This window comes from Alphaproteobacteria bacterium PA2 (genome assembly GCA_002256425.1).
Taxonomy (GTDB): Bacteria; Pseudomonadota; Alphaproteobacteria; order Caulobacterales; family Caulobacteraceae; genus Phenylobacterium.
This window is the reverse complement of record NKIZ01000001.1, coordinates 917,341-942,595: the sequence shown is the minus strand read 5'-3', so window position 1 is coordinate 942,595 and position 25,255 is coordinate 917,341. Positions and strand designations below refer to the sequence as shown.

Here is a 25,255-nt window from a genome sequence, read left to right as displayed (position 1 = left end):
GAGAATAATACTTCTACATCCTGAAGTCGAGATAGGGTTTACCCAAACCGCGCGTGCTTTATGCAGTTCCTGTGGCGAATCCCAGAAAACTCACGGTCCTTCAGGTTGTGCCCGAGCTCGAGACCGGCGGCGCGGAGCAGACCACGATCGACGTGGCCCGCGCCCTGGTTCAGGCCGGCGGCGAGGCTCTGGTGGCCAGCCGCGGGGGACGCATGACCGAAAGGCTGAAGGCCGACGGGGCCCGTTTCTTCGAGATGCCTGCTCACGCCAAGAACCCTTTCATTCTGCTGCAGAACAGCCGCCGCCTGGCGAAGCTGATTGTCGAAAACCATGTGGATCTGATCCATGCCCGGTCCCGCGCGCCGGCGTTCTCGGCCCTCTGGGCTGCACGCCGGACGGGCATTCCTTTCGTGGCGACCTATCATGGCGTCTATAAGGCGCAGAATCCGCTCAAACGCTGGTACAACGCCGTCATGACCCGGGGCGATCTGGTCATCGCCAATTCGGACTACACCCGTGATCATCTGTTCGCAGAGCATGGGGTCGCGCCGGAGAAGGTGGTCACCATTCCGCGGGGTGTGGACCTCTCAAGGTTTGATCCTTCCGCCGTCCCGCCAGAGCGGGTACGTCAATTGCAGGATGCCTGGGGTCTTTCTCCCGACGATCGGCGGACCAAGGTCCTGCTGGGCGGGCGGCTGACCAGGATCAAGGGGCATCTGACCATCATTGAAGCAGCCGCACGCATGAAAGCCGCAGGCCGCCGTGACTTCGTCATCCTGTTCGCAGGCGATGATCAGGGCAGGTCGGGCTATCGTCAGGAGCTGGAAACGGCGATCGCCAGGGCGGACCTCATGGACGAAGTCCGGCTGGTCGGCCATTGCACCGACATGCCCGCAGCCTTCCTGCTCGCGGACCTGGCCATCTTGCCGACCTCGGTTCCAGAATCCTTTGGTCGGGCGGCGGTGGAGCCGCAGGCCATGGGCCGGCCCGTGATCGCCTCCGCCCATGGGGGCGTCACCGAAACCGTGGTCGAGGGCAAGACCGGATGGCTGGTTCCGCCGGATGATCCCGAGGCCTGGACCGCCGCCCTGACAACCGCCCTCGACATGGGCCCCAGGGGCCTGGCGGAAATGGGCGCGCAAAGCGCCGCCCGGGTGCGCCAGCTTTATTCCAACGACGCCATGTGCGCCGCGACCCTGGCGGCCTATGATCGCGTCCTCGCGGCTCGAAAGGCAGCATGATGGTGCCAAGGCCGGCCAGGGAGATCCAGCGGGTTCTGGTCATCAAGCTGTCGGCGCTTGGCGACTTCGTCCTGGCGCTCGCCGCCATGAAGCGGATCCGTGAGGCCCACCCCAAGGCCCAGATCACCCTGCTGACCACGCCGCCCTATGAGGCCCTTGCCAAGCTGAGCCCCTACTTCAACGCAGTTGAGACCGACGGCAAGCCTGAGACCTTCGGGGAGTGGCTGGGGCTTCGCTCCAGGCTCAAGCGGGCGCGTTATGACCGGGTCTATGACCTTCAGACCTCATCGGCCTCAGCCCGCATATTCCACCTTCTGGCGCCGTTTCCGCCGGCCTGGTCCGGCATTGCCTTCGGTTGCAGCCTGCCGCACCGGAACAGCCGCCGGAATTCCATGCACACCCTGGAGCGTCATGCCGACCAACTGAAGGAAGCCGGGATCTGGCCGGACGCGCCGACAGAGTCCGGCACGGCGCCAGGCCCCGATCTCAGCTGGGTCGCCGCCCGCACCGCCCGCAACCGCCAGCCGGAAACCTCGGTGGCGCCGCGCCCCTATGTCATGCTGATCCCGGGCGGCTCGGCCCACAGGCTGGACAAGCGCTGGCCGGTGGCGAAGTTCGGAGAGCTGGCCAAGGCGTTCTACGCCAGCGGCTATGACGTGCTGATCATTGGCGGCCCTCAGGAAAGCGCCATTGGCCGTGAGATCCAGCGCATGGAGGTCAAGGCCCGGGACCTGACCGGCCGCACCGACTTCGCCGGCATTGCCTCCATGGGCTCAAAGGCCGCCCTGATCGTCGGGAACGACACCGGCCCCCTGCATCTGGCGGCGGCGACGGGCGCGCCTACGATCGTCCTGTTTTCGCAGGCTTCCGACCCCATGCTTTCAGCGCCGCGGGGGCATGTGGTGGTGCTGCAATCGTCATCTCTGGAAGATTTGTCTGTGGCTGCGGTCGCACAGGCGGCGAATGCTTTGATCGCGGGTGCAGCCGCGACTTGATCCCATGGCAAGGTAGGATCATATACGGCATGCCGAGGTGTGCGCCGTGCGCCCGCCTACTCATGCCTGTTTCAATAGCTCACGGAGCAAAAGCCTATTCGCCGCCCCATGCAGGCGCCGCCCGTCAAAGACGGTCCGCGCATCAATGAAGATATCCGCGTCCCCCGTGTCCTGCTGATCGATCAGCACGGCGAGAAGCAAGGCGTCATGCCGACGTCCTCGGCCCTGGAGGCCGCAGCTGAAGCTGGCCTGGACCTGGTCGAGATCGTTCCCAATGCTGATCCGCCGGTCTGCAAGATCCTGGACTATGGCAAGTTCAAGTTCCAGGAACAGAAGAAGAAGAACGAGGCGCGCAAGCGGCAGAAGGTCGTCGAGATCAAGGAGATCAAGCTGCGGCCGAATATCGACACCCACGATTACGAGGTGAAGGCGCGGTCCATGCACCGCTTCTTCGAAGAAGGCGACAAGGTGAAGGTCACCCTGCGCTTCCGCGGTCGCGAACTGGCTCACCCGGAACTGGGCATGAAGCTGCTCCAGCAGGTCAAGGCCGACTTTGAGCCGGTGGCCAAGGTTGAATACGAGCCCCGCATGGAAGGCCGTCAGATGATCATGATCCTGGCGCCAAAATAGGGAGCTCTTTCGGGTAAGACCTCGAGAGCATCAGGCGGCCGCGGGCGACCCGGCCGCCTTTTTCATGTCCGGAATTGCTGTCGAGGCGCGCGCATTGATCCAGGTCAATTGCGTCGGAAAAAGGACTCGCCGGTATGACGGACTGGTGACAGACTGCTTTTCATAGACGCAACAACTGCAAAAGCAGGAAGCACTGGGAGTGAAACGCTAATGTCCAAGATTAGATTCTATTGTGGTGTGTCGGCCGCTGCGGTCGCACTAGCAGCACTGACCTCGACGTCAGCCTGGGCTGCGGACGATGCGACCAAGTCAACGACGGTTGAAGAAGTCGTTGTCACCGGCTCGCTGATCGCCGGCACACCGAAGACCACCGCGATCCCGATTGCCGTAATCGGCCAGGAAGAACTTGAAAAGCGCGGCTCGCCGTCTGTCCTGGACGTGATCAAGTCGCTTCCGATCATCGGCCCGGTTCTGGGAGACTCCAACCAGTTCTCGACAGCGGCCCAGGGCCGCAATGGCGGCGGCACATTCAACATCCGCGGCCTTGGCGCCGAGCGCACCCTGGTCCTGCTGAACGGCAAGCGGTTCACCGGCTACCGGTCCGACACCAACCTCTTGCCCCAGGCGGCCATCGGCCGGGTCGAGGTGCTGAAGGACGGCGCGGCGGCGACCTATGGCTCTGACGCCATTGCCGGCGTGGCCAATGTCATTACCCGCAAGAATTTCAGAGGCCTTGAACTGCAGGCTGACTTCCGCGCGGTGCCGGGCTCCAACGGCGACTACACCGGCAGCGCCCTCTATGGCTGGGTCGGCGACACCTCGAACCTGCTGGTCAGCCTCGGCTACCAGCACCGCTCCCAGCTGAGCAACACCGAGCGCGACTGGGTGCTGCAGCCCTATCTGTCCAATCCGTCCGGCTGGTCGGTGCTGGGCAATCCCGGCGCCTGGACCATCAAGAATGCGGCAGGCGGCACAGGAACCACGGTCGGCTTTGCCGTTGACGCCAATTGCGCCGCCGTCGGGGGCACGCCCGGCTTCACCGGCACGACGCCAGCCTGCTACTTCAGCTATCTGCCCTTCGACAACCTTGTCGAGGAACAGGACTTCTATCAGGCCTATGGCGAGTTCAACGCCGATGTGGGCGACAGCGGCAAGTTCCACGCTGAAGCCCTCTACGCCATGTCCAACCAGCCGGACTACCGGTTCTCGCCCGGCTATCCGCCAACTTCCGGCCCCAATGGTCCGGGCAGTGTCAACGTGTTCAGCGTTGCTGGCACCAATCCCGGCTTCAACACCTTCCTGACCCAGACCGGCAACGCCGCCCTTGTCGGCGTCGCCAAAAGCGCCACGGCCACACTCTGGCGTCCGCTGGGTAATGGCGGCAACAATTCGACCGGCGGACTTGGGGGCCAGAGCGGCAGCCGCAAGTACGAGGAACTTCACCTGTCAGCAGGTCTGAAGGGCGAAACCGGCATTCTCGGCGCCAAATATGACGTCAGCGCCACCTACATCGCCGAATGGCAGGACCAGCAGACCACCGACATCCTGATCGACCGTCTGCAGAACGCCCTCAACGGTCTGGGCGGCGCCAACTGCACCGGGTCAACCCCGGGCGCCGGCGGTTGCCAGTACTTCAATCCCTTCTCCAACGCCTATCCGAACAACCCGGCTCTGGGAAAGACCAACCCGGGCTATGTCTCGGCCAACGCCAATGATCCCAAACTGGTGGCCTGGCTGTTCGACCGCCAGAAATACCGCGCCCAGCAGGACACCTTCGTGGTTGACGCCGTCCTGAACGGCAGGACCGCCATCACCCTGCCCGGCGGCGACATTGGCTGGGCGGCTGGCGCCCAGTATCGCAAGGTGACCTTCATCCAGCAGATCGACAGCCCCTACTACAATGCGCAGGTCACCCCCTGCCCTGTGGTGGGTAACACCTCCTGCGCCTTCAAGACCGGTCCTTACATCTTCCTCGGCCAGAACATTCCCCTGCGCCTGGAACAGAGCGTCTATGCGGTCTTCGGCGAACTGAACCTGCCCTTCACGGACAAGCTGAACGCCTCGCTGGCCCTGCGCTACGAGGACTATGGCGGTCAGACCGGCTCCACCACCAATCCGCAATTCCGCGCCAAGTGGCAGGCCACTGACACCTTCGCCGTCCGCGGTTCAATCGGCACCTCCTTCCGGGGTCCGACGGCGGCGAACGTGGCGCCCACGGGCACGACGGGTCTGTCGGGCATCACGGCGGCCGGCAATAACTTCAAGTCGGTCGACTTCTTCGGCAATCCGGCGGTCGGTCCTGAAAAGGCCGTCACCTACAGCTTCGGCGGCATTCTCCAGACCTCGAACCTGACCGCGACCCTCGACTACTGGTCCATCAAGATGGATGACCAGATCGTCTCGGTCCCGGCTAACATCGTGGCCACCGCCGTGGCGGGCACCGGCAACGGCAGCCAGACCGTCAACTGCTCCAGCGGCCTGCGCAGCCTGATCACCTTCAACAACAACAATGCCTGCGTGCAGGGCGTCACCGTGGGCAATGACATCGCCCGCATCCGCTCGGATACGACCAACGGCCCGACCATCGAAACCAACGGCATCGACCTTGATGTCAACTACCGGTTCGACGACGTCTATGAAGGCGACATCAATCTGGGCGCCAATGTCAGCTATGTCCTGGCCTACAAGCAGGCCGCCTTCATTGCAGGCGGGGTGACGGTTTCTTCGGCCTATGATGCGGTCGGCTTCACCAACTACGACCGCCTGCCGGGCACCATCCCGAAATGGCGCGGCCAGTTCTATGCCGACTACAACCGCGGAAATCACAACCTGCGCTGGACCATCAACTATGTTGACGGCGCCACCGACAACCGCGGCCCGACCACTGTTCAGACCGGCGCTTCCGCCAACTGCACCGTGGCCAACGCCAAGGCCGGCACGGCGACGAACTGTCAGCTGACGACCCTGGGTCTGGAACTGGATCACTTCATTTCCAACGACCTGACCTATCGTCTGCTCCTGCCCAACGACATGACCCTGACGGCGTCGGTGCTGAACGCCCTCGATCGCGAGCCTTCAAAGGCGCGGATCGAGTACAGCTACGACCCCTTCATCGGCAATGCCCTTGGCCGGACCCTGAAGATCGGTCTGAAGAAGAAGTTCTAGGACTTTCGCCCGGCGGCCATCCGCCGGGAGCTACAAGACTGAGCGGTCGCCTCCGGGCGGCCGCTCTTTTTGTTTGTGGGCCGGCGCGGCCTTGCTCCCCGAAGATCACGGGCCTATCACCCCCCGCATGACCACGTCCTCACAGTCAGATGCGCCCGCGCCAAGGTTCGCCGCCGCGTCGCTGATTGCGGTCATCTTCATCAACATGCTGGGCTTCGGGATCATTGTTCCCCTCCTGCCCTTCTATGCGAAGTCCTTCGATGCGGCGCCCTGGCAGATCGGCCTGATCTTTGGCGCCTATTCGGTCGGCGCCTTCTTCGGCGAGCCCTTCTGGGGGCGTCTTTCTGACAGGTACGGCCGCAAGCCCCTGCTGATCTCGACCATTACCGGCAACTGCCTCTGCTATCTGGCCCTGGCCTTTGCGCCCAATATCTGGGTGGCCTTCTTAATCAGGCTGCTCGGCGGCCTGGCGGCTGGAAACGGCGCCGTAGTGCAGGGCTATATCGCTGACGTCACGCCGCCGGAGAAGCGGGCGCGCCAGATGTCCTATCAGGGCGCCGCCTGGAATGTCGGCCTGATCATTGGTCCGGCCGTCGGAGGATTCTTCGCCCACACCGGCATGGGCCCCGCTGGCTTCCGGATCCCGCTGTTCATCGCCTCCGGCCTGGCGGCCCTGTGCGTGGTGGCCATCACCATCTTCATCAAGGAAAGCCGGGTCCGGGACGAAGGCATCACACATCGCCCCAGCCGCTGGTCGGCCATTGGCGAGGTCACCCGCCATCCGGTGATCGGCCGCATGATGCTGCTGACCTTCCTCGTGGGCTTTGCCTTCACCGGCATTGAGTCGCAGTTCGGCCTCTGGTCCCAGGCCAGGTTTGACTGGGGCCCGCGCAATATCGCCGTCTGCTTCGCCTTCACCGGGGTCACGGCCTTCTTCACCCAGACCCTGCTGACCGGTCGCCTTTCCGAGCGCTATGGCGAGGGGCCCATGCTGGCGACAGGTATGGCCCTGACGGCCCTGGCTGCGGCCCTGCAGGTCTTTTCGATAAATGGCGCCATGACTATCGCCCTGATGTGCGTCACCGCGGCTGGTCAGTCCGTGGCCTTCCCCAATGTCGGGGCCATTATTTCAAGAACGGTGGATCCCCACAGGCAGGGTCAGATCCTTGGCCTGAACAACGCCGCCGGCGCCCTGGCCCGGGTCGTCGGGCCGGTTTTTGCAGGTCTCGTGGTGCCCGTAGTGCGGGACGGCCCCTTCATCCTGGGCGCCATGGTCGTCGCGCCAGCCATTCTGCTGGCCCTATCCGCCACACGCCGGGCGACGGCCAGGCCCGATCCCTATGCCGACACGGGCCAGTAAAAGACTCCCAAGCCTTGCATTGCTGCGGGCTTTCGCGTAACAGCCCTCCCCTTCGGAACTGTCTGGCCCAAAGGCATGCCAGGGCGGTTCATCAATACACCAGAGGACGGGGTCGCAAGATTCCGACGTGAAATGCCCAAACTGAAGACCAAGTCTGGCGCCAAAAAGCGCTTCAAGATCACGGCTACGGGTAAGCTCAAGGCCGGTGTGGCCGGCAAGCGCCACCGCCTGATCAGCCACTCCGCCAAATACATCCGCCAAAACCGCGGCACGAAGGTGATGAACGAGTCTGACAAGAAGACCATTCGCACCTACCTGCCCTACGGCCTTTGATCGGAGACCTGACACATGGCACGCGTTAAACGGGGCGTTACCGCCCACGCCAAGCACAAGAAGGTTCTTGAGCAGGCCAAGGGCTTCTATGGCCGCCGCAAGAACACCATCCGCACGGCCAAGGCCGCTGTGGACAAGGCCGGACAGTACGCCTACCGCGACCGCAAGGTCCGCAAGCGCAACTTCCGCTCCCTCTGGATCCAGCGCATCAACGCCGCTGCACGCCTTGAGGGCATGACCTACGCTCGATTTATCCACGGCCTGGATCTGGCCGGGATCGAAATCGACCGCAAAGTCCTCTCCGACATCGCGGGCGCTGACCCGGTTGGTTTCAAGGCCATCGCTGACAAGGTTCGCGCCGCGCTGGGTTGAAGCCTTCGGAGTCCCTTGACTCCCTAAGCCGACAAAAGCCCTTCGGCGGAACCGCCGGAGGGCTTTTTGCTGTCCTCTTTCCGCACCCAGTCCATATCTCTATGAACGCTGCATCATGATCGACAAACTTCAAGCCGACATCACCGCCGCCATCGCCGCGGCCGCTGACGCCCAGTCCCTGGACGCCGTCCGGGTCGCCGCCCTCGGCAAGTCCGGCTCCATTTCAGAACTCCTGAAGTCCCTTGGCGGGATGAGCCCTGACGAGCGCAAGGTCCAGGGCCCGTTGATCAACGGCCTGCGCGACCAGGTGCAAGCGGCCCTCGCCGCCCGCAAGGCCGATCTGGACGCCGCCGAACTCAACGCCAAGCTCAATGCCGAGCGGGTTGATCTGTCACTGCCGGCCCCGCCCCGTCGCAAGGGCTCGGTCCACCCGACCATGCAGGTCATGGATGAGATGATCGCCGTCTTCGCCGAGATGGGCTTCTCTGTGGCGGAAGGCCCGGACATCGAGACCGACTTCAACAATTTCACCGCCCTGAATTTCCCGCTCAAGCACCCAGCCCGGGAAATGCATGACACCTTCTTCCTGCCGGAAGACGCCCATGGCGAGCGCAAGGTCCTGCGCACCCATACCAGCCCGGTCCAGGTGCGGGTGATGAACCGTGGCGCCAACGAAAGCCTGCCTGGCTGGGTGGCCAGGGGCCAGGAGCCGCCGATCCGGGTCATCGTCCCGGGACGGACCTTCCGCAAGGATTCAGACCAGACCCACACCCCCATGTTCCACCAGATCGAAGGCCTGGTGATCGACAAGGGCATCCATATGGGACACCTGAAATGGACCCTGGAAACCTTCATCGCCCGGTATTTCGAGACCAGCGAGGTAGTCACCCGCTTCCGGCCCCATCACTTCCCCTTCACCGAGCCCAGCGCGGAGATGGACGTCCGCTGCGACCGCTCCGGCGGAGAGGTGAAGATCGGTCAGGGGGATGACTGGCTGGAAATCCTGGGCTGCGGCATGGTCCACCCCAATGTCCTGCGTAATTGCGGTCTGGATCCCGAGGTCTGGCAGGGCTTTGCCTTTGGCTGTGGCGTCGACCGCCTTGGAGTTCTGAAATACGGCATGCCTGACCTGCGCGACATGTTCGCCAGCGATGTGCGCTGGCTGGAGCATTACGGCTTCTCCGCCCACGCAGCCCCCAATCCCGCCACTGGCCTGAGCTGAGGATAGACCGATGAAGTTCACCCTCTCCTGGCTCAAGGAACACCTCGACACCACCGCCAGCGCCGATCAGGTGGTGGAAGCCATGACCATGGCAGGCCTTGAGGTCGAGCACGTGGAAAACCCGGCCGCCAAGCTGGCCGCCTTCTCGGTGGCGAAGATCGTTGAAGCCGTCCAGCACCCCAATGCCGACCGCCTGCGGGTCTGTCAGGTGGACACGGTGGACGGACGCAAGGAAATCGTCTGCGGCGCCCCAAACGCCCGGGCGGGCCTGACCACCATCTACGCGCCCCTGGGCGCCTTTGTGCCCGGCTCGGGCGTGACCCTCGAGGCCCGACCGGTCCGCGGCGTCGTGTCCAATGGCATGCTCTGCTCAGCCGCCGAGCTGGAGACCGCGTCCGAGTCTGACGGCATCATGGAACTGGACGCCAGCCTTGCAGTGGGAACCCCCGCCGCCGAGGCCCTTGGCCTCGAGGCGGTGGTGGACTTTGAGGTCACCCCCAACCGCCCCGACTGGCTGGGCGTTGACGGCATCGCCCGCGATCTGGCCGCCGCCGGACTGGGCGATCTGAAGACCGCCGCGCCTGAACCTGTGCCCGGCAAATACCCCAATCCCGTTACGATCAAGCTGGATGAGTCCGGGGCCTGCCTGGCCTTTTCGGGCCGCCTGATCCGCGATGTGAAGAACGGCCCCTCGCCAGCCTGGCTTCAGCAAAAGCTGACCTCCATCGGCCTGCGCCCGATCAGCGCCCTGGTGGATATCACCAACCTGATCACCTATGACCGCGCCCGCCCTCTGCACGTCTATGACGCGGCCAAGCTTTCCGGCGGCGTCCTGGAAGCCCGCCTTGGTCGTGAAGGCGAGTCGGTCCTGGCCCTTGACGGCAAGACCTATGCGATGACTCCGGACATCTGCGTCATCGCAGACGGTTCAGGCGCCATCGGCCTGGGCGGGGTCATTGGCGGTGAGTCCACCGGCTGTTCGGATGAAACCACCGACGTCTTCGTGGAAAGCGCCTACTTCGATCCGATCCGCACGGCCCAGACCGGGCGGAGCCTGTCGCTGAATTCCGACGCCCAGTATCGCTTCGCACGGGGAGTCGACCCGCAGGGCCTGGTTCCGGGTCTGGAACTGGCCACGAAACTGATCCTCGAAATCTGCGGCGGAGAACCCTCCGAGGTGACCCTGGTCGGCAGTGCGCCGGCCAACCCCCCGGCCATTACCTTTGACCGGGCCTATGTGAAGGGCCTGTCGGGCCTGGACATTCCAGCCTCCCGTACGGACGAGATCCTGAGCAAGCTGGGTTTCTCCATTTCCGGCGACCAGGTTACCCCGCCGTCCTGGCGTCGTGACGCCGAAGGTCCCGCAGACCTGGTGGAAGAGGTCGCCAGGATCCAGGGCTATGACGCCCTGCCCGCCACGGCCCTGCCCGAAGTTCCCGCCCAGGCTGGCGGCGTCCTGACCATCCGGCAGGGTCGGGTCCGCACGGCCCGGCGCGCCCTTGCCGCCCGGGGCTATGCCGAGACCATCACCTGGAGCTTCCTCAAGCAGACCACAGCCGCCCATTTCGGCGGCGGGGCGCCGGAACTGGTCCTGACCAATCCGATCGCCTCGGATCTGGACTGCATGCGCCCGTCCATCCTGCCCAATCTGATCGAGGCCGCTGGCCGCAATGCCCGGCGCGGCTTTGCCGATGCGGCCCTGTTCGAGATCGGTCCCTTTTACAAGGGCGACCAGCCAGGCGATCAGGTTACGGCCATTTCGGTCCTTGTCGCCCCTCACCCGGCCCGCAGCTGGGCTGGCGCAGGCGGTGATCCCCTGTTCGAGCTGAAGGCGGACCTGATGGCCCTGCTGGAGGAACTTGGCGCCCCAGCACTGCAGGTGGCCCAGGGAAGCAATTCCGCCTGGTGGCACCCTGGGCGTTCTGCCCGACTCCAGCTTGGGCCCAGGACGGTGATTGCAGAGTTCGGCGAACTCCATCCGGCGACCCTGAAGCTGCTGGACGTCGACGGCCCCATGCTGGGCTTCGAGATCAATCTCGACCTCCTGCCTGAGCCCAAGCGCAAGTCGACCAAGACAAAGCCCGCCTTCTCACCTTCGACCCTCATGCCCCTGTCCCGGGATTTCGCCTTCCTGGTGGATGACTCCGTTCCGGCCGGAGACCTGGTGCGTCCTGTGCTGGGCGCCGACAAGTCACTGATTTCCGATGTCAGGGTATTTGACGTCTACAAGGGCCAGGGTGTCCCCGACGGGCAGAAATCTGTGGCCCTGGAGGTCACGATCCAGCCGGTGGACAAGACCCTCGCCGAGGCGGACATCGAAACGCTGAGCGGCAAGGTCGTGGCCGCGGCTGCCAAGGCCGTTGGGGCGCGGCTGCGCAGCTAGTCCGTCTATTGCGCGTGGCGGGTTTGAAGCTAGGGTTGCGGGCATGACCAGTAAATCGACGAAGCCCGCCACGCCCCTGAAGCCAACGCCGGAGCTTTGGCTCGAGACCGGGCTCTTCCGGTCGCGGTGGTTGATGGCGCCCTTCTATGTGGGTCTTGTCATCGCCCTTGGCGCCCTGCTCATCGTCTTCGTCAATGAGGCTGTGCACGAGCTGGCCCATATCATGACCATGAGCCCTGAGGACGCCATCCTCATGGTGCTTTCCCTCATTGACCTGTCCCTGGCGGGCAACCTGCTGCTGATCGTGATTTTCTCGGGGTACGAGAATTTCGTGTCGAAGATCGACACGGGCGCCGATGAGGACAGGCCCAGCTGGATGGGGACAGTCGATTTCTCGGGCCTGAAGATGAAGCTGATCGCCTCCATTGCGGCGATTTCAGCCATCGCCCTTCTCAAGGCCTTCATGCAGCTGGCTGAGGGCAATGACGTGGACGACCGCCACCTGACCTGGCTGGTGGTGATTCACTTCACCTTCGTCAGTTCCGGCGTCATGCTGGCCTTGATGGACTGGCTGGCGGCCAAGACCGACAAGCACTGACGGTCCGCTGGTCCTACAAGGGCACCCAGTGCCGCTTACGGCTGTAGGACAGATAGCCGATATTGGCGCCCAGCCGCAGGCCGACCCCGGCCCGGATCGGCGCCAGGGTGATTTCGTTGGCGCGCTGATAGTTTACGCCCAGGCCGCCCACCAGATAGGCTGACCCTTCGACGCCCGGGAACCTCTGGAACAGCAGTTCCGGCTGCCAGAGATTGTAGCAGAGGGTGAAGGCCCGGCTGGCATTGCCGCCCATGTCCCAACCCACGGACGGGCCCTGCCAGAAGACGGGAACGGGCTGCTGGTTCTTGAGATAGAGCAGGCCCTTGCCATAGCGGGCGCCCAGGGCGATGGCCCCGGAGGCTTCCTGGCCTGCGATGTATGCGCTTGGACGGCCGTTTTCCTTGAAGAGCCGCTCGACGACCCCGCCTGCCGCTTCGGCCGTGACGCCCAGGAAGTCCGAGACTCCATTGACGATTTCGTCGCTGGAAAAGGTCTCGCCCTTTTTGGCCGAGGGATAGTCCGGCCTGGTCTGTGGCGGTGGCGGCCCTTCTCCGGCTTGCTGCGCCCGGGCGACCCCGGCGGCGCCGAGGGCGACGAGACCTGAAACAACCAGTTTGCGACGATCCATGGAAGGGCTCCTCTCGTAGTTTCACCAGCATGACACCGCGTTGAGTCTGGAATGCGGCGGGGAGCTTAATTTCGGATTAACCACGTTTCTTGCCGGGAACCCGGGTCAGGCGGCGCAGAACCCTCGCGAACCCTGCATTTTGTGCTAAACGGCCCAAAGCATGACCACGCCCCTGTCCCACATCCGCAATTTCTCCATCGTCGCCCACATCGACCATGGCAAGTCGACCCTGTCCGATCGCCTGATCCAGGAAACCGGCGGCCTGACCAAGCGCGAGATGACCGAGCAGGTCCTCGACAATATGGACATCGAGCGCGAGCGCGGCATCACCATCAAGGCCCAGACCGTCCGCCTGGACTACAAGGCAAAGGATGGCGAGACCTATGTCCTGAACCTGATGGACACCCCCGGCCACGTGGACTTCGCCTATGAGGTCAGCCGGTCACTGGCGGCCTGCGAGGGCTCGATCCTGGTGGTGGACTCCAGCCAGGGGGTGGAAGCCCAGACCCTGGCCAATGTCTATCAGGCCATCGACAACAATCACGAGATCGTCCCGGTCCTAAACAAGATCGACCTGCCCGCCGCCGAGCCTGAGCGGGTGCGACAGCAGATCGAGGATGTGATCGGTCTCGACGCCTCGGACGCGGTCCTCTGTTCGGCCAAGACCGGCGAAGGCATCGCCGAGGTCCTGGAAGCCGTGGTCACCCGCCTGCCGCCGCCCAAAGGCGACGCCGCAGCGCCGCTGAAGGCCCTGCTGGTGGACGCCTGGTACGACCCCTATCTGGGCGTTGTCGTCCTGGTCCGGGTCATTGACGGCGTGCTGAAGGCCGGCATGAAGGTCAAGATGATGAACGCTGGCGCCACCCATCAGGTGGACCGGATCGGCGTCTTCAAGCCCAAGCAGACCGAGGTGGCCGAACTGGGCCCCGGCGAGATCGGCTATATCACCGCCCAGATCAAGCAGGTGGCCGACGCCGCCGTCGGCGACACCATCACCGAGGAAAAGCGGCCGACCGAGTCGGCCCTGACAGGTTTCCGGGTGGCCCAGTCCGTGGTGTTCTGCGGCCTCTTCCCGGTGGACGCCGCCGACTTCGAGGACCTGCGCGCCGCCATCGGCCGCCTGCGCCTCAACGACGCCAGCTTCACATACGAGATGGAGACCAGCGCCGCCCTGGGCTTTGGCTTCCGCTGCGGGTTCTTGGGGTTGCTGCATCTGGAAATCATCCAGGAGCGCCTCAGCCGCGAGTTCGATCTCGACCTGATCGCTACGGCGCCCAGCGTCATCTACAAGATCGGCCTGACTGACGGCTCGGAAGTCGAGCTGCACAATCCCGCCGACATGCCCGATCCGGTCAAGATCGCCAGCATTGCCGAACCCTGGATCAAGGCCACCATCCTGACCCCGGACGAGTATCTCGGCTCGGTGATCAAGCTCTGCCAGGACCGCCGCGGCGAGCAGAGGGAGCTGTCCTATGTCGGGTCCCGGGCCCTGGTGGTCTATGACCTCCCGCTCAATGAAGTTGTGTTCGACTTCTATGACCGGCTGAAGAGCGTTTCCAAGGGCTATGCCTCCTTCGACTACGCCATTGAAGGTTATCGGGTCGGCGATCTGGTGAAGATGCAGATCCTGGTGAATGCCGAACCCGTGGACGCCCTGTCCATGCTGGTCCACCGCGACCGCGCCGAGGCCCGCGGCCGGGGCATGGTCGAGAAGATGAAGGACCTGATCAGCCCGCACATGTTCCAGATCCCGCTGCAGGCGGCGATCGGCGGACGGATCATCGCCCGGGAGACCATCCGCGCCCTGCGCAAGGACGTCACCGCCAAGTGCTATGGCGGCGACGCCAGCCGCAAGCGCAAGCTGCTGGACAAGCAGAAGGCCGGCAAGAAGCGCATGCGCCAGTTCGGTAAGGTGGAAATCCCGCAGGAAGCCTTCATCGCAGCCCTGAAGATGGATGCTGACTAGGAGCTTCCGGGGATGAGACTGCAACGCCTCGCCGTCCTGGTTCACAAGTGGCTGACCCTGCTGGTGGGAATCCAGATCCTGTTCTGGGTCGCCAGTGGTCTGTTCTTCACCCTCTACCCGATCGAGAAGATCCGCAGCGAGGACCTGATCCGACCGGCCGCCGAGGCGGCGCCAGACCTGGCCGCTGTGGGAGATCTCAAAGGTCTTCGCGACGCCTCTGGGCGCCCGCCGGTCAAGGTCACGATTGAGCGCCGGGCAGGCGCCGACCTGATCCTCGCCAACTTCGCTGACGGGCCGCCGGTCCTGTTTGACGCCGGGACCCTGCGAAAGCTTTCGCCTCTGGACGGCGCGACCGCCGCCAGGATTGCCCGGGATCACGTCACCCTTGGCGAACCTCCCATCGGCGTTCAGCGGATCACGGCGGAGAGCGCCGAATACAAGGGCGCACTGCCCGCCTGGCGGGTCCAGTTCAGGAAGGCGGGGCTGTCGGTCTATGTGGCTGAGGACACCGGCGTTGTGACCGCCCGGCGATCAGACCTCTGGCGGGCCTATGACACCCTGTGGGCCCTGCACATCATGGACTGGCGCAACCATGAGAACTTCAATCATCCCCTGATCATCGTGACAACGGGGATAACACTCATTTCGGTCATTGCCGGACTGGTGCTTCTGCCGTTCCGCATCCGCTTCCGCAGGTCTGGACCTGCACGGGGCCCAGCGGCCTAGGGTTTGACCCTCACGGCGCCAGCCAGATGGCGGATCCGCCCAGGGCATCCGGCATGGCGACGTTCTTGTCCAGCTCGGTCTTGGGGCCGGTCTTCACCACATGCTGAAACAGCTGATAGCCACGGTGGGATACATCGGGGATCCTGCCATCCGCGCGCCAGTAGTGCTGGGTGGTCAGATTGAAGAACAGCTCATCGGGCGACAGCCAGACATTGAAGCCCACATAGACCCCTGGAACATAGCCCGCCGCCTTCACCTGGGCGAACCAGGCGTTGGAATAGGCGCAGATATCGGCGTGGGGCGTTCCCTTGGGGATGTCTTCCAGGTCGAGCCAGACATTCACTCCGGGCGGCAGGCCGGCTGCCCGGGAAAACTCCGCCGCCTTGGCGCCATAGGCCTGCCCCAGGGCCTCGGTGGGAACCCATCCCGTGGCGGCCACATGCTGCACCACCATCAGGGCGAGGCCCGCCCCAAGGATCAGATTGCCCTCGGCCTCGGACAGGTCATCCAGCCCTTTTTTGTCATTGGCGGCCCGGCTCTTGTCGGTGCGGCTCACATATCGGATGCAGAACCTGTAGCCCTTGTCGAAATAGGCCTTCGCCGTCTTGGCCGTAAGCGGCACGGCGGTGTCGAAGCCCATGGCCCCGGCATTCGCCGCAGTGACCTTTCCTGCCAACATGATCACCCTCTCCCTGTCGTGCAGTGATTGCTTCAAGCAACTATGAGACGATCCTGCGCCGCCGCAAGGCCCCTTCCGTTACCCCCATGGAAGGCGCATATAAGGGCATGGCAAATCCCCCCACCCTGATGACTGCCCTTGGTCGCGGCTTCCGCGGCGCCTGCCCCCGCTGCGGCGAGGGCAAGATCTTCTGGAAGTACCTCAAGGTCTCGCCCAACTGCCCCAGCTGCAATCAGGACCTGGCCCAGTACCCGGCTGATGACGGCCCGGCCTATTTCACCATCCTGCTTACCGGCCACCTGGTCGTGGCGCCCCTGCTGTTCTTCCCCTTCATCTGGCAGACGCCGTCCATGATCATCGTGCCGGCGACCCTGATCCCGCTCACCATCTTCACCCTGGTTCTCCTGCCAAGGATCAAGGGCGCCTTCATCGGCGTCATGTACAAGATGGGCGTGAAGGACTCCGACGCCCACATGCATTCGGCGGACTACGCGGACTAGGGTTTCGCTTGCCGCCAAAGCCGGGCTAGGTTCATCCCCTTGAGTTTAGCGGGGGACGTAGAGTGACAGCGACAGAATCAGGCGGCGAAGTCTCGGGTGAGGCCCTCCGGCCCGGCCTGACCCCCATGGCCCGGGTTCGGGCCATTCTCGGCGGGTCAGCAGGTAACCTGGTCGAGTGGTATGACTGGTTCGCCTATTCGTCCTTCGCCCTGTATTTCGCCAAGCACTTCTTCCCCAAGGGCGACACCACCGCCCAGCTGCTGCAGACAGCCGCCGTCTTCTGGGTGGGCTTCCTGGCAAGGCCTCTGGGCGCCTGGCTGACCGGACTCTATGCCGACCGGGCCGGCCGTCGCGCCGCCCTGACCCTCTCGGTCGCCATGATGTGCGCCGGATCCTTCAGCATAGCCATCATGCCGGACTATTCGGTCTGGGGCGCCTGGGCGCCCATCTGCCTGGTGGCGGCCCGTCTGGTCCAGGGCCTGTCCCTGGGCGGCGAGTATGGCGCCAGCGCCACCTACATGTCGGAAATGGCCGGCAAGTCCCGCCGGGGATTCTGGTCGAGCTTCCAGTTCATGACCCTGATCATGGGCCAGCTGACCGCCCTGGGAGTCCTGATCCTGCTTCAGAACATCATGCCCCGTGCGGACCTCGAAGCCTGGGGCTGGCGCATCGCCTTCGCCATTGGCGGCCTGCTGGCGGTGGTGGTCTTCTACATCCGCTCCGGTCTGGAAGAGAGCCCCTCATTCCTGGCGGCCAAGGCCTCGGGCGCCGAGCGGTCCCGGGCCATGCTGCTCTTCACCAAGTTCCCGAGAGAGACCTGGACCATCTTCGCCCTGACCTCGGCCGGGTCGCTCGCCTTCTATGCCTACACGACCTACATGCAGAAGTTCCTGGTCAATACGTCAGGCTTCACCAAGGACCAGGCCACCACCATCAGCGCCGGCTCCCTGCTGGTCTACATGCTGCTCCAGCCCATGTTCGGCGCCCTGTCGGACAAGATCGGACGCAAGACAACCCTGATCTTCGCCTTCCTGGTGGGCGCCATGATCACCTATCCTGTCATGTCGCAGATCGCGACGACCCGTGACGCCCTGGCCGCTTTCTTCCTTGTGGTGGCCTTGCTCTCTGTCCTGTCAGGCTACACGGCGGTGAATGCGGTGCTGAAGGCCGAGCTCTTCCCCGCCCATGTCCGCGCCCTGGGGGTCGCCCTGCCCTATGCCCTGGCCAATTCGGTCTTTGGCGGTTCGGCCGAGTATGTCGCCCTGAGATTCAAGCAGGCCAATATGGAGAGCGGCTTCTACGTCTATGTGGCGGTGGTCATGGCCATAGCCTTCCTGGTGGCCCTGACCCTCAAGAACACCAACCGACACAGCCTGATCACCGAAGACTGATGGCCTTGCCCCTGAGCTACCTGGACCTTGCGGCCCTGGCCTTCTTCCTGGTCGCCTGGTTCGCCTATGAGCCTGTCCTGCACAAGCTGACCCGTGGTCGGTTCATCAACAGCGATATGACCGTCGTCCGGCTGCACTGGATGACCAATATGGCCCATCGTGAGAACAAGCTCATGGATGGCCAGCTGCTGGGCCACGCCCTGAACTCGGCCTCCTTCTTCGCCTCGTCCAACCTGATCCTGATTGCAGCCTCGGCCGGCGTCCTGTTTGGCGGCGAGCGCAGCTTCGCCTCGGCCTCAAGCCTGATCCTCGTCCACACCTCGTCCCGGACCCTGTTCGAGCTGCAGGTGGGTCTGGTGGTGATCTGTCTGGCCCGGGGCCTGCTGGCCTTCATCTGGTCCATCCGCCAGATCAATTACTGTCTGGCCGTGCTGGGCGCGGCGCCCGAGACCCTGTCCAAGGAAGCCCGGGACGCCTATGGCGACGCCGCCGGCCGCCTGCTGAACCCGGCCCTGTCAGCCTTCAATGGCGGGGTACGGGCCTATTACTTCGCCCTGGCGGCGGCGGCCTGGCTGTTCGGCGCGCCGATCTTCATGGCGGTCACCGCCGGCGCTGTGGCCTTACTGGTCTGGCGTCAGAGAAAGTCACCGGCCTCAACGGCCCTGGCCGACATCCGCCGCCTGCTTGAAGACCAGCCGAAGGCCTAGAGCCCGAGCTCGGCCCGGAGCTTCTTTGTCAGCTTGCCGACGATCAGACTGTGCGCTGTGGCCAGCCAGTCCACGAAATCGGCATCCTCGGCTGCGTCGTAACTCACCGCCGCCCATTGGCCCTTGGCGCAATAGGGCGCCTGACGACCCACCCCGCTCTCGGTCAGGACCATGAAGGCGATCTCTGTCACCTTGAACGAGATGGACTCGTCGCCGACAATGGCGAAGACCTTGCCGCCCACCTTGTAGACGTCCGACGCCCCCCACTGGACCACATGGGTCACCTGCGGAAGGGCGAAGGCCGCCCTGGCGATTCCGGCCCGGTCCAACCTAGGCCCTGACGCCAACGCCGATGGGGCAGGTCACGCCCGTGCCGCCGACCCCGCAATAGCCGTCCGGGTTCTTGGCCAGGTACTGCTGGTGATAGTCCTCGGCGAAATAGAAGACCGGGGCGGGTTTGATCTCGCTGGTGATGTCTCCATAGCCCTGTGCGGCAAGGGCCGTCTGATAGGCCTGGGCTGAAGCCTTGGCCGCCGCCGCCTGGGCGTCGTCATAGGTATAGACGCCCGACCGGTACTGGGTGCCGATGTCATTGCCCTGGCGCATGCCCTGGGTGGGATCATGGCCCTCCCAGAAAGCCTTGAGGAGGTCGTCATAGGTGATGACCTTGGGGTCATAGACCACCAGCACTGCCTCGGTGTGGCCCGTACGGCCCGAACAGACCTCTTCATAGGTGGGATTGGGGGTAATGCCCGAGGCATAGCCCACGGCCGTCACATGGACGCCCGACAGGTTCCAGAACTTGCGCTCTACGCCCCAGAAGCAGCCCATGGCGAACATGGCCATGGCCGATCCCTCGGGATAGGGCCCCTTCAGCGCAGCGCCATTGACGAAGTGGGTCGAGGCGGTCGGCAGGGGGTTTGGCCGCCCCGGCAGGGCGGTCTGGGCGGTCGGCAGTTCGGCGGGCTTGCGGGCGAAGAACATGGGGAAGACCTGTTCGTTTGAATGAGCGACTGAAGATAGGCGCGATTGGTCGCATTTGCATCTCCTACGAGACCGCTGACCAGCCGCAATTTGTGTGTCACTCTTCTTCGCTCAACGGCCGCGACGGTTACAGTCGGCCACGGAAATCGGGAGAAGAGACCATGGCCAGACCTGCCTGGGCCCTTTTGATCTGTGCAACCGCGAGCCTGGGCCTCGCAGACGCCGCCTGGAGTTCAGGCGGCGGCGGCGGCGGCGGCGGCGAAATGCCCTCGGCCTCGGCCCCGACCTATGATCCCGCCGCCGAATACGCCAAGGGCGTGGCGGCCATGAACCAGCAGAACTACAAGGCCGCCTCCTCGGCCTTCAGCCATGTCCTGGAGGTGGTTCCGAATAATCCCGAGGCCTGGCTGCTGTTTGCGACCGCCAGAAGCAACCTCTCTGACTGGAAGGGCGCCCGCCGGGGCTTCGACAAGGCCGTCCGGTTTGCGCCCGAAAGCATAGACGCCCACCGGGGTCTGGGTGTGGCCCTCGGCAAACTCAAGGATCCCAAGGCCCAGGTCGAACTGTCCTGGCTGCAGGGCAAGGCCCAGGCCTGTGGCGGCTGCACAGATGCGGCCGCCCTGAAGGCGGCTGTTGAGGCTGTGACGGCCGCCATGGGCGCCGCGCCCTCGGCCCAGGCTGCGCCCATGCTGTTCTCGGGGCCCCAGGCCGGCGATCGCGCCTATGTCCAGGCGGTGAGCCTGATCAATGAACACAGATACCAGGACGCCCTCACCGCCCTGGACGCCGCCCGGCAGTCCTTTGGGCCCCACCCCGACATCCTGACCTATCAGGGCTATACCTGGCGCAAGCTTGGCGCGCTGGATCAGGCCGAGTCCTTTTACAAGCAAGCCCTCTCCATCGCCCCCGGCCACAGGGGCGCCACGGAATATTATGGCGAGCTCAAGGTCGAACGCGGAGATCTGGCGGGCGCCCGGGCCATGCTGGCCCGCCTGGACCAGATCTGCGCCTATGGCTGCGCAGAGGCGGAGGAACTGCGGCGTTGGATCGATCTCGGCCACGCCCCGCAGGGGTGATCTCGGGGGCTCTGGCCATCCTGGCCGGGCTTGGCGGCCTCGCCTGGGCGCAGCTTCCTGCTACAGCCCTCAGGGCCGAGCGGTGGATCGCTCCGGGGTCCGACCGGGTCATGGTCCTCAGCCGCGAACCGACAGAGTGTCTGGCATGGCCCTCTGACCCCGCCAGGCGGCTGTCGGTCGCCGTGGGCCGCGCCGCCTTCCGCGACCCCCTTCTGCTGGGCGGTCAGGCGGCCCGGGCCGGGGTATCCTGCGAGTCCTGTCACCGCGCAGGTCGCGGCAATCCCGACTTCCACTTCCCAGGGGTGTCAGGCGCGGCCGGCACTGCTGACGTCACCTCATCCCTGTTCTCCAGCCACAGGGGCGATGGCGTTGACAATCCCAAACCCATTCCCGACCTCAGCGTGGAGAAGTCCCGGCTCAAGGTGGCCCAGGATCGGTCCAGCGGCGATCTGGAGCGCTTCATCGCAGGTCTGGTGACAGAGGAGTTCGACGGTCGTCCCCCGCCCGCCGCAGTCCTCTCTGGCCTGGCTGACTATGTCCGGGCCCTGGATCCCCGGGCCTGCCCCGCCCAGGCCAGCCGCCCGATTACGGCCCAGGACCTGCTGGCCGATGTCGACCAGGCCCTGGCGACCGCCGCAAACCTCAGCGCCCAGGGTGACAATGCCGCCGCCCAGGCCATGGTCCGCGCCGCCAGATCCCGGCTCTTCCTTGTGGACGAGCGACTGAGCGACCGGTGGCTCAAGACCCGGCTGCGCGCCTTCGACCAGACCCTGTCCCGCGCCCGGACGCCCCGGGCCATGACCGCCGCCTGCTCGGAACTGGACCAGGTGGTGGCGCCCGCCGTCCTCCGGAACCGCTAGACCTTCCTCTTCAATTCAAATCGGTTGGCGCCCATTGCCGATAGCGCCTTGCCCCGTCGGCCGTCCTGAGTATATTGCGCGCCTTCCGCACAGGGCGCGCCCCATGCGGACCACGGAGAGGTGGCGGAGTGGTCGATCGCGCACGCTTGGAAAGCGTGTTTACGGGAAACCGTAACGAGGGTTCGAATCCCTCTCTCTCCGCCAATATTTCAGCAGTATGTTTTCCCCATATAATTCAGTGCAATAGGAAGAGGCGTGTCCGGGCCTCGTACCTAGCGCGTATTCATTGTTCGAATCGTTGACTTTGAAGGCTCCTGATCGGACAGAGGTGTGCGGCCACGCGATAAACGCGAAGCGCCAGCGATCCATGTGATCACCCTAACTGAGACCGTCCCTTGGAAACTCTGACCAACCTGCTCTATGCAGCGGCACACCTTGTCGCATTGTCACTGCTTGCCCGGTCCTATCCTCCGGGAAGATAAGTGGGTCGCTCCGGGCATTCATCAATTGCGCCGGGGCGGCCCCTCTCCCCTGCCGGGTAGCAGCGAACCAAACATGACTTATCGTCCCGGGTAAGTAATGCCGCGTGGGCAGACCACCATCAGGGCCGCCGTCGATCACAACCCCTGCAAGAGGTTGGCGGGTTGTTTTTCCACCACAAATTTCGAGACAGTATGATCAACCTCACGCTGGCATGTTTCCCCCCGGGGCCGCCCCCGCCCTAAGAGAGGTACCAGTGACCCTAACTGACCGTATCGACACCCTCGTAACGCCGACGTTCCGAGCCTTCCTCACAGCAGACCGCGCCGTCCGTGTCGCCATCAGTCAGGGGAACGGTGATGCAGCCAATGTGGCCCGCTCTGCAGCCATGCTAGCGGCCCGACAAGCCTCGGCGGAGATGCACCGGCTGACGGACGCAGTCCACTTTGAGAGGCCGGTTTGGCTCCCTGAGGGCTTACTCACAGCCGCAGCCGTCCGGTGGTGGGTCCAGGAGCATTATTGTCGTCGCCTCAGGAGCAACGCTCTCAGCACAGACTTGGACTTGCTCGACGATATCGAGAACGCCCTCAAACACATAGAACTAAACCCCCGGAAAGATCCTCGCCGGGTTGTTTCGGAGAAGGCGGTGCTCGCCTCGGAAACAGGGTATGGCGGAGGGGAGTTCTGCGAGGGCGTCTATGACGGAGCTGAGCAGATGATCGTTACCCTCACAGACGGAACCAAGCGCCCGCTGTCTGCGATCCTCCAGAACTGCCTTGACGCTTGGACACTTGCAGCGGGCCGCACCTTGCCTCCCATTGAGCAGTAGGGCCGGGGCGGCTGTCTCCCTTGGGTATACCCTCCTTGCGCATTAACCAGCACGTCTCTGTCTGCGTCGAAACACGACAAAGCCGCTGGATCCGATTGCGCCGATGAGGATCGCGACCCACCCGGCGATCAGCAGGTAGGATGCGCCCTTGGCATCGGCCAACACCATCATGATGTCGACATTCCCGGTGTTCCAGAACACCCACTCGCTGCCGATCCTGGTGGCGAGACGGGGGCTGCCGGTTTCAAGCAGGACCAGTCCGTCGCCGGTCGCAGGGTCGATGCGCGCCGTGGTGTTGATGGCCGGGGTATTGTCGCCGTCGTGACCGACCACGAAGCCGCCCGCCTTGTTTGGCGCATAAAGGATTGTTCCGAGTCCCCAGATCTCAGCGCCGTACTGGTAGGCATGGGGCCGGCGCATTTCGGCCAGACCCCCGGGCGTCAGGACACTGCGGCCCGGAAGCGCACCGCCCGGGCCGGCGACATTGGCCTGCAGGAAGCGGGTCAGGTCAGCCGCCGAGGTATAGAGCGAGGCCGCCGATGGCGCTGAGAACCTGTCCAGAGCCACCTCTTCACCGCTCTGGTTGAAGGACTGCGCAAGGTTGGTTGCGCCATCGGGCAGGACAAAGGTCGAGCGGGTCATCCCAAGGGGGGTCAGCACGGCGCGCTGCATGTAGGCGTTGAAGGATTCCCCCGACACCTCCTCGATCAGCAATTGCAGGAGGGCATAGCCGCCACCGGAATAGCGGAAGTCTTCTCCGGGCTCCGCCCCGACGCGAACCCGACCATCGGCGCCCGGAGACGCATCACTGGCCTGCGTCAGAGACTCTTCGAGCCGCTGGACAGGTTGGCCAGGGGGAAAGCCTCCATAACCCAGACCGTCGGTGAGGCCTGCGGTATGGCTCAGGAGTCGCCGCGCCGTGACCCGGGTCTCGTCAAACGGTCCGTCCGGCAGGCGCCAGCGCTTGATGTAGGTGGAGATCGGGGCGTCCAGGTCGATGCGGCCATCCCGCGCCAGGGTCATCACCCCCCAGGCCGTCACCCACTTGCTGAGGGACGCCACCTGAAAGAGGGTATCGCGGTCAACCGGCTCGCCAGCTGACCGGAAGTGTTCGGCGACAACATGTCCTTCCTTGATCAGGACGAAGGCGGCATTGCCTGCTCTTGCCTGGTCAATCTGCGCGCGGGCGGCCGTCGCGAAGGCAGGCGCGTCGCCTCGAGGCGCCAGGGGTCTGTGTGACCATCCCTGCAGCAGGCCCAGGCCGACCAGGGCGGTCCAGCTGATCAGCAGCAGCACAGCCGTAAGGCTGATCCACAGCAGGGTCCGCCGCGGTCTCCGGGGCGGGGCGGGCTGGGCGTTCTCATGCACCGTCATGACTTCATGGTCCCCTTTGAAGGCGCGCCACGCCCGTCGCTCTGCCACCCGAACACATCCTCAACGCCCACGCCAAACACGCGGGAGATCCGGAAAGCGCTCTCAAGTGAGGGGGAATACCGTCCCTGTTCGATCGCAATCACGGTCTGTCGCGTCACACCGATGGCATCGGCCAATGCGGCCTGGCTCATGCCGCCGGCCTGCTCCCGTAGCTCCCGGACGCGGTTGGTGATGGGTGGAGGTTTAAGCAAGCAAGGCAGCCCTATCGCCGGAAGAGGATGATCTGGGCGCCATATTCGGCCACGCCCGAGACAAACAGGGCGATCACGATCACATGGAACATGATGTTGCCATTGCCATGCACCGCATAGTGCCCAAGTGCGGGCAGGACGCCGAACAGGAAGATCAATCCGGCCCAATGGCCAGCCCTGGCGACGATCAGCCGCTCACGTTCATCCGGCGGCGCTGCAGATTGCCGCGGAAAGAAGATCGCGAGCGCAATCTCTAAAGCGACCACGCCTGTCACCGTGAACTGGGCGGCGGAGATCACCGACTTCTGGGGCGCTGCCGCAAGGCCGACGCTCAGGATCGACATCAGGCAGGACGCTCCGACGACCCCAAACAGGGCGACCATTACCCAGGCTACAATTTCACGCACTGCCATTGGAAACCCCGTTGTCTTCGTGCGGGGTCTTAGTCGAATATTTTTTACATGTCAAAAATTATATACAATGAGGACATGCCCCACCCGCCGAA

Annotated in this window: 25 protein-coding genes and 1 tRNA gene; 19 read left to right on the top strand and 7 right to left on the bottom strand. The window is 64.2% G+C overall.

The features are described 5' to 3' along the window. The first annotated feature begins 71 nt into the window (after positions 1 to 71). The 10 genes from CFE28_04570 to CFE28_04525 all read left to right on the top strand — a co-directional run bounded on the left by CFE28_04570 (position 72) and on the right by CFE28_04525 (position 12,299). Positions 72 to 1,241, top strand: a complete 1,170-nt coding sequence (locus tag CFE28_04570; protein ID OYU71553.1) for a glycosyl transferase — start codon at positions 72 to 74, stop codon at positions 1,239 to 1,241. After that, the gene (locus CFE28_04565; protein OYU71552.1) at positions 1,241 to 2,236 is read left to right on the top strand and encodes an ADP-heptose--LPS heptosyltransferase; all 996 of its coding nucleotides are present in this window, start codon (positions 1,241 to 1,243) and stop codon (positions 2,234 to 2,236) included. The genes CFE28_04570 and CFE28_04565 overlap by 1 nt, the downstream gene beginning before the upstream one ends. 108 nt (positions 2,237 to 2,344) lie before the next feature. Beyond that, entirely contained in the window at positions 2,345 to 2,866 is a 522-nt protein-coding gene (locus tag CFE28_04560) for a translation initiation factor IF-3 (protein OYU69338.1), read from the top strand. Positions 2,867 to 3,076: 210 nt separating this feature from the next. Further along, complete coding sequence (locus tag CFE28_04555) at positions 3,077 to 6,031, top strand: TonB-dependent receptor (GenBank protein ID OYU69337.1); 2,955 nt, start codon at positions 3,077 to 3,079, stop codon at positions 6,029 to 6,031. 127 nt (positions 6,032 to 6,158) lie between these two features. Next, the gene (locus CFE28_04550) at positions 6,159 to 7,391 is read left to right on the top strand and encodes an MFS transporter (GenBank protein ID OYU69336.1); all 1,233 of its coding nucleotides are present in this window, start codon (positions 6,159 to 6,161) and stop codon (positions 7,389 to 7,391) included. Positions 7,392 to 7,523: 132 nt separating this feature from the next. Then, positions 7,524 to 7,724 (top strand): 50S ribosomal protein L35, encoded by a 201-nt coding sequence (locus tag CFE28_04545; GenBank protein ID OYU69335.1) that lies wholly within the window; start codon positions 7,524 to 7,526, stop codon positions 7,722 to 7,724. Positions 7,725 to 7,739: 15 nt separating this feature from the next. Beyond that, complete coding sequence (locus tag CFE28_04540; GenBank protein OYU69334.1) at positions 7,740 to 8,096, top strand: 50S ribosomal protein L20; 357 nt, start codon at positions 7,740 to 7,742, stop codon at positions 8,094 to 8,096. A 115-nt stretch (positions 8,097 to 8,211) separates the two neighbouring features. Beyond that, the gene (locus tag CFE28_04535) at positions 8,212 to 9,318 is read left to right on the top strand and encodes a phenylalanine--tRNA ligase subunit alpha (protein ID OYU69333.1); all 1,107 of its coding nucleotides are present in this window, start codon (positions 8,212 to 8,214) and stop codon (positions 9,316 to 9,318) included. 10 nt (positions 9,319 to 9,328) lie between these two features. After that, positions 9,329 to 11,701, top strand: a complete 2,373-nt coding sequence (locus tag CFE28_04530; GenBank protein OYU69332.1) for a phenylalanine--tRNA ligase subunit beta — start codon at positions 9,329 to 9,331, stop codon at positions 11,699 to 11,701. A gap of 43 nt (positions 11,702 to 11,744) precedes the next feature. Further along, complete coding sequence (locus CFE28_04525; GenBank protein OYU69331.1) at positions 11,745 to 12,299, top strand: hypothetical protein; 555 nt, start codon at positions 11,745 to 11,747, stop codon at positions 12,297 to 12,299. A 13-nt stretch (positions 12,300 to 12,312) separates the two neighbouring features. Here the strand turns inward: CFE28_04525 and CFE28_04520 are convergent, their stop codons facing one another. Beyond that, positions 12,313 to 12,927, bottom strand: a complete 615-nt coding sequence (locus tag CFE28_04520; protein OYU69330.1) for a hypothetical protein — start codon at positions 12,925 to 12,927, stop codon at positions 12,313 to 12,315. Positions 12,928 to 13,087: 160 nt separating this feature from the next. Between CFE28_04520 and CFE28_04515 the strand changes: the two genes are divergently transcribed. Together CFE28_04515 and CFE28_04510 are read left to right on the top strand one after the other, a co-directional pair. Continuing rightward, positions 13,088 to 14,893 carry an elongation factor 4 gene (locus CFE28_04515; GenBank protein ID OYU69329.1) on the top strand — a complete coding sequence of 602 codons (1,806 nt, stop codon included), beginning with the start codon at positions 13,088 to 13,090 and terminating at the stop codon, positions 14,891 to 14,893. Between the two features lie 12 nt (positions 14,894 to 14,905). Further along, positions 14,906 to 15,619, top strand: a complete 714-nt coding sequence (locus CFE28_04510; GenBank protein ID OYU69328.1) for a hypothetical protein — start codon at positions 14,906 to 14,908, stop codon at positions 15,617 to 15,619. A 10-nt stretch (positions 15,620 to 15,629) separates the two neighbouring features. On the opposite strand, the gene CFE28_04505 is transcribed toward CFE28_04510, so the two are convergent. Further along, a complete protein-coding gene (locus tag CFE28_04505) occupies positions 15,630 to 16,298 on the bottom strand; it encodes a hypothetical protein (protein ID OYU69327.1) in 669 nt (222 codons plus the stop codon). Between the two features lie 86 nt (positions 16,299 to 16,384). On the opposite strand from CFE28_04505, the gene CFE28_04500 reads away from it, so the two are divergent. From CFE28_04500 to CFE28_04490, 3 genes are all read left to right on the top strand, one after another. Next, positions 16,385 to 16,798 (top strand): hypothetical protein, encoded by a 414-nt coding sequence (locus CFE28_04500; GenBank protein ID OYU69326.1) that lies wholly within the window; start codon positions 16,385 to 16,387, stop codon positions 16,796 to 16,798. A 125-nt stretch (positions 16,799 to 16,923) separates the two neighbouring features. Further along, positions 16,924 to 18,189, top strand: coding sequence for an alpha-ketoglutarate permease (locus tag CFE28_04495; GenBank protein OYU71550.1), 1,266 nt, complete (start codon positions 16,924 to 16,926; stop codon positions 18,187 to 18,189). 5 nt (positions 18,190 to 18,194) lie between these two features. Beyond that, the gene (locus CFE28_04490) at positions 18,195 to 18,896 is read left to right on the top strand and encodes a hypothetical protein (GenBank protein OYU71551.1); all 702 of its coding nucleotides are present in this window, start codon (positions 18,195 to 18,197) and stop codon (positions 18,894 to 18,896) included. Here CFE28_04490 and CFE28_04485 read toward each other — a convergent pair. Together CFE28_04485 and CFE28_04480 are read right to left on the bottom strand one after the other, a co-directional pair. Beyond that, complete coding sequence (locus tag CFE28_04485) at positions 18,893 to 19,225, bottom strand: hypothetical protein (GenBank protein ID OYU69325.1); 333 nt, start codon at positions 19,223 to 19,225, stop codon at positions 18,893 to 18,895. The genes CFE28_04490 and CFE28_04485 overlap by 4 nt on opposite strands. A 1-nt stretch (position 19,226) precedes the next feature. Next, complete coding sequence (locus CFE28_04480) at positions 19,227 to 19,880, bottom strand: peptide-methionine (S)-S-oxide reductase (GenBank protein ID OYU69324.1); 654 nt, start codon at positions 19,878 to 19,880, stop codon at positions 19,227 to 19,229. A 161-nt stretch (positions 19,881 to 20,041) separates the two neighbouring features. On the opposite strand from CFE28_04480, the gene CFE28_04475 reads away from it, so the two are divergent. From CFE28_04475 to CFE28_04460, 4 genes are all read left to right on the top strand, one after another. Beyond that, positions 20,042 to 20,956 carry a hypothetical protein gene (locus CFE28_04475; protein OYU69323.1) on the top strand — a complete coding sequence of 305 codons (915 nt, stop codon included), beginning with the start codon at positions 20,042 to 20,044 and terminating at the stop codon, positions 20,954 to 20,956. Then, positions 20,953 to 21,816 (top strand): hypothetical protein, encoded by an 864-nt coding sequence (locus CFE28_04470; protein OYU69322.1) that lies wholly within the window; start codon positions 20,953 to 20,955, stop codon positions 21,814 to 21,816. The genes CFE28_04475 and CFE28_04470 overlap by 4 nt, the downstream gene beginning before the upstream one ends. Positions 21,817 to 21,930: 114 nt before the next feature. Beyond that, a tRNA-Ser gene (locus tag CFE28_04465) sits at positions 21,931 to 22,020 on the top strand. A 490-nt stretch (positions 22,021 to 22,510) separates the two neighbouring features. After that, positions 22,511 to 23,125, top strand: a complete 615-nt coding sequence (locus CFE28_04460; GenBank protein ID OYU69321.1) for a hypothetical protein — start codon at positions 22,511 to 22,513, stop codon at positions 23,123 to 23,125. A 42-nt stretch (positions 23,126 to 23,167) separates the two neighbouring features. Here the strand turns inward: CFE28_04460 and CFE28_04455 are convergent, their stop codons facing one another. From CFE28_04455 to CFE28_04445, 3 genes are read right to left on the bottom strand one after another with little or no spacing between them, the layout of a single operon-like run. Then, entirely contained in the window at positions 23,168 to 24,442 is a 1,275-nt protein-coding gene (locus tag CFE28_04455; protein ID OYU71549.1) for a serine hydrolase, read from the bottom strand. A 53-nt stretch (positions 24,443 to 24,495) separates the two neighbouring features. Further along, a complete protein-coding gene (locus CFE28_04450; protein OYU69320.1) occupies positions 24,496 to 24,750 on the bottom strand; it encodes a transcriptional regulator in 255 nt (84 codons plus the stop codon). Between the two features lie 11 nt (positions 24,751 to 24,761). Beyond that, complete coding sequence (locus CFE28_04445) at positions 24,762 to 25,133, bottom strand: hypothetical protein (GenBank protein OYU69319.1); 372 nt, start codon at positions 25,131 to 25,133, stop codon at positions 24,762 to 24,764. Positions 25,134 to 25,255: the final 122 nt, after the last annotated feature.

What these genes read in the sequence shown, in the direction of transcription:
- CFE28_04565 (OYU71552.1), top strand. Translation starts at nt 1,241, where the DNA reads ATGGTGCCAAGGCCGGCCAGGGAGATCCAGCGGGTTCTGGTCATCAAG.
- CFE28_04560 (OYU69338.1), top strand. Translation starts at nt 2,345, where the DNA reads ATGCAGGCGCCGCCCGTCAAAGACGGTCCGCGCATCAATGAAGATATC.
- CFE28_04555 (OYU69337.1), top strand. Translation starts at nt 3,077, where the DNA reads ATGTCCAAGATTAGATTCTATTGTGGTGTGTCGGCCGCTGCGGTCGCA.
- CFE28_04550 (OYU69336.1), top strand. Translation starts at nt 6,159, where the DNA reads ATGACCACGTCCTCACAGTCAGATGCGCCCGCGCCAAGGTTCGCCGCC.
- CFE28_04545 (OYU69335.1), top strand. Translation starts at nt 7,524, where the DNA reads ATGCCCAAACTGAAGACCAAGTCTGGCGCCAAAAAGCGCTTCAAGATC.
- CFE28_04540 (OYU69334.1), top strand. Translation starts at nt 7,740, where the DNA reads ATGGCACGCGTTAAACGGGGCGTTACCGCCCACGCCAAGCACAAGAAG.
- CFE28_04535 (OYU69333.1), top strand. Translation starts at nt 8,212, where the DNA reads ATGATCGACAAACTTCAAGCCGACATCACCGCCGCCATCGCCGCGGCC.
- CFE28_04530 (OYU69332.1), top strand. Translation starts at nt 9,329, where the DNA reads ATGAAGTTCACCCTCTCCTGGCTCAAGGAACACCTCGACACCACCGCC.
- CFE28_04525 (OYU69331.1), top strand. Translation starts at nt 11,745, where the DNA reads ATGACCAGTAAATCGACGAAGCCCGCCACGCCCCTGAAGCCAACGCCG.
- CFE28_04520 (OYU69330.1), bottom strand. Translation starts at nt 12,927, where the DNA reads ATGGATCGTCGCAAACTGGTTGTTTCAGGTCTCGTCGCCCTCGGCGCC.
- CFE28_04515 (OYU69329.1), top strand. Translation starts at nt 13,088, where the DNA reads ATGACCACGCCCCTGTCCCACATCCGCAATTTCTCCATCGTCGCCCAC.
- CFE28_04510 (OYU69328.1), top strand. Translation starts at nt 14,906, where the DNA reads ATGAGACTGCAACGCCTCGCCGTCCTGGTTCACAAGTGGCTGACCCTG.
- CFE28_04505 (OYU69327.1), bottom strand. Translation starts at nt 16,298, where the DNA reads ATGTTGGCAGGAAAGGTCACTGCGGCGAATGCCGGGGCCATGGGCTTC.
- CFE28_04500 (OYU69326.1), top strand. Translation starts at nt 16,385, where the DNA reads ATGGAAGGCGCATATAAGGGCATGGCAAATCCCCCCACCCTGATGACT.
- CFE28_04495 (OYU71550.1), top strand. Translation starts at nt 16,924, where the DNA reads ATGGCCCGGGTTCGGGCCATTCTCGGCGGGTCAGCAGGTAACCTGGTC.
- CFE28_04480 (OYU69324.1), bottom strand. Translation starts at nt 19,880, where the DNA reads ATGTTCTTCGCCCGCAAGCCCGCCGAACTGCCGACCGCCCAGACCGCC.
- CFE28_04475 (OYU69323.1), top strand. Translation starts at nt 20,042, where the DNA reads ATGGCCAGACCTGCCTGGGCCCTTTTGATCTGTGCAACCGCGAGCCTG.
- CFE28_04460 (OYU69321.1), top strand. Translation starts at nt 22,511, where the DNA reads ATGTTTCCCCCCGGGGCCGCCCCCGCCCTAAGAGAGGTACCAGTGACC.
- CFE28_04445 (OYU69319.1), bottom strand. Translation starts at nt 25,133, where the DNA reads ATGGTCGCCCTGTTTGGGGTCGTCGGAGCGTCCTGCCTGATGTCGATC.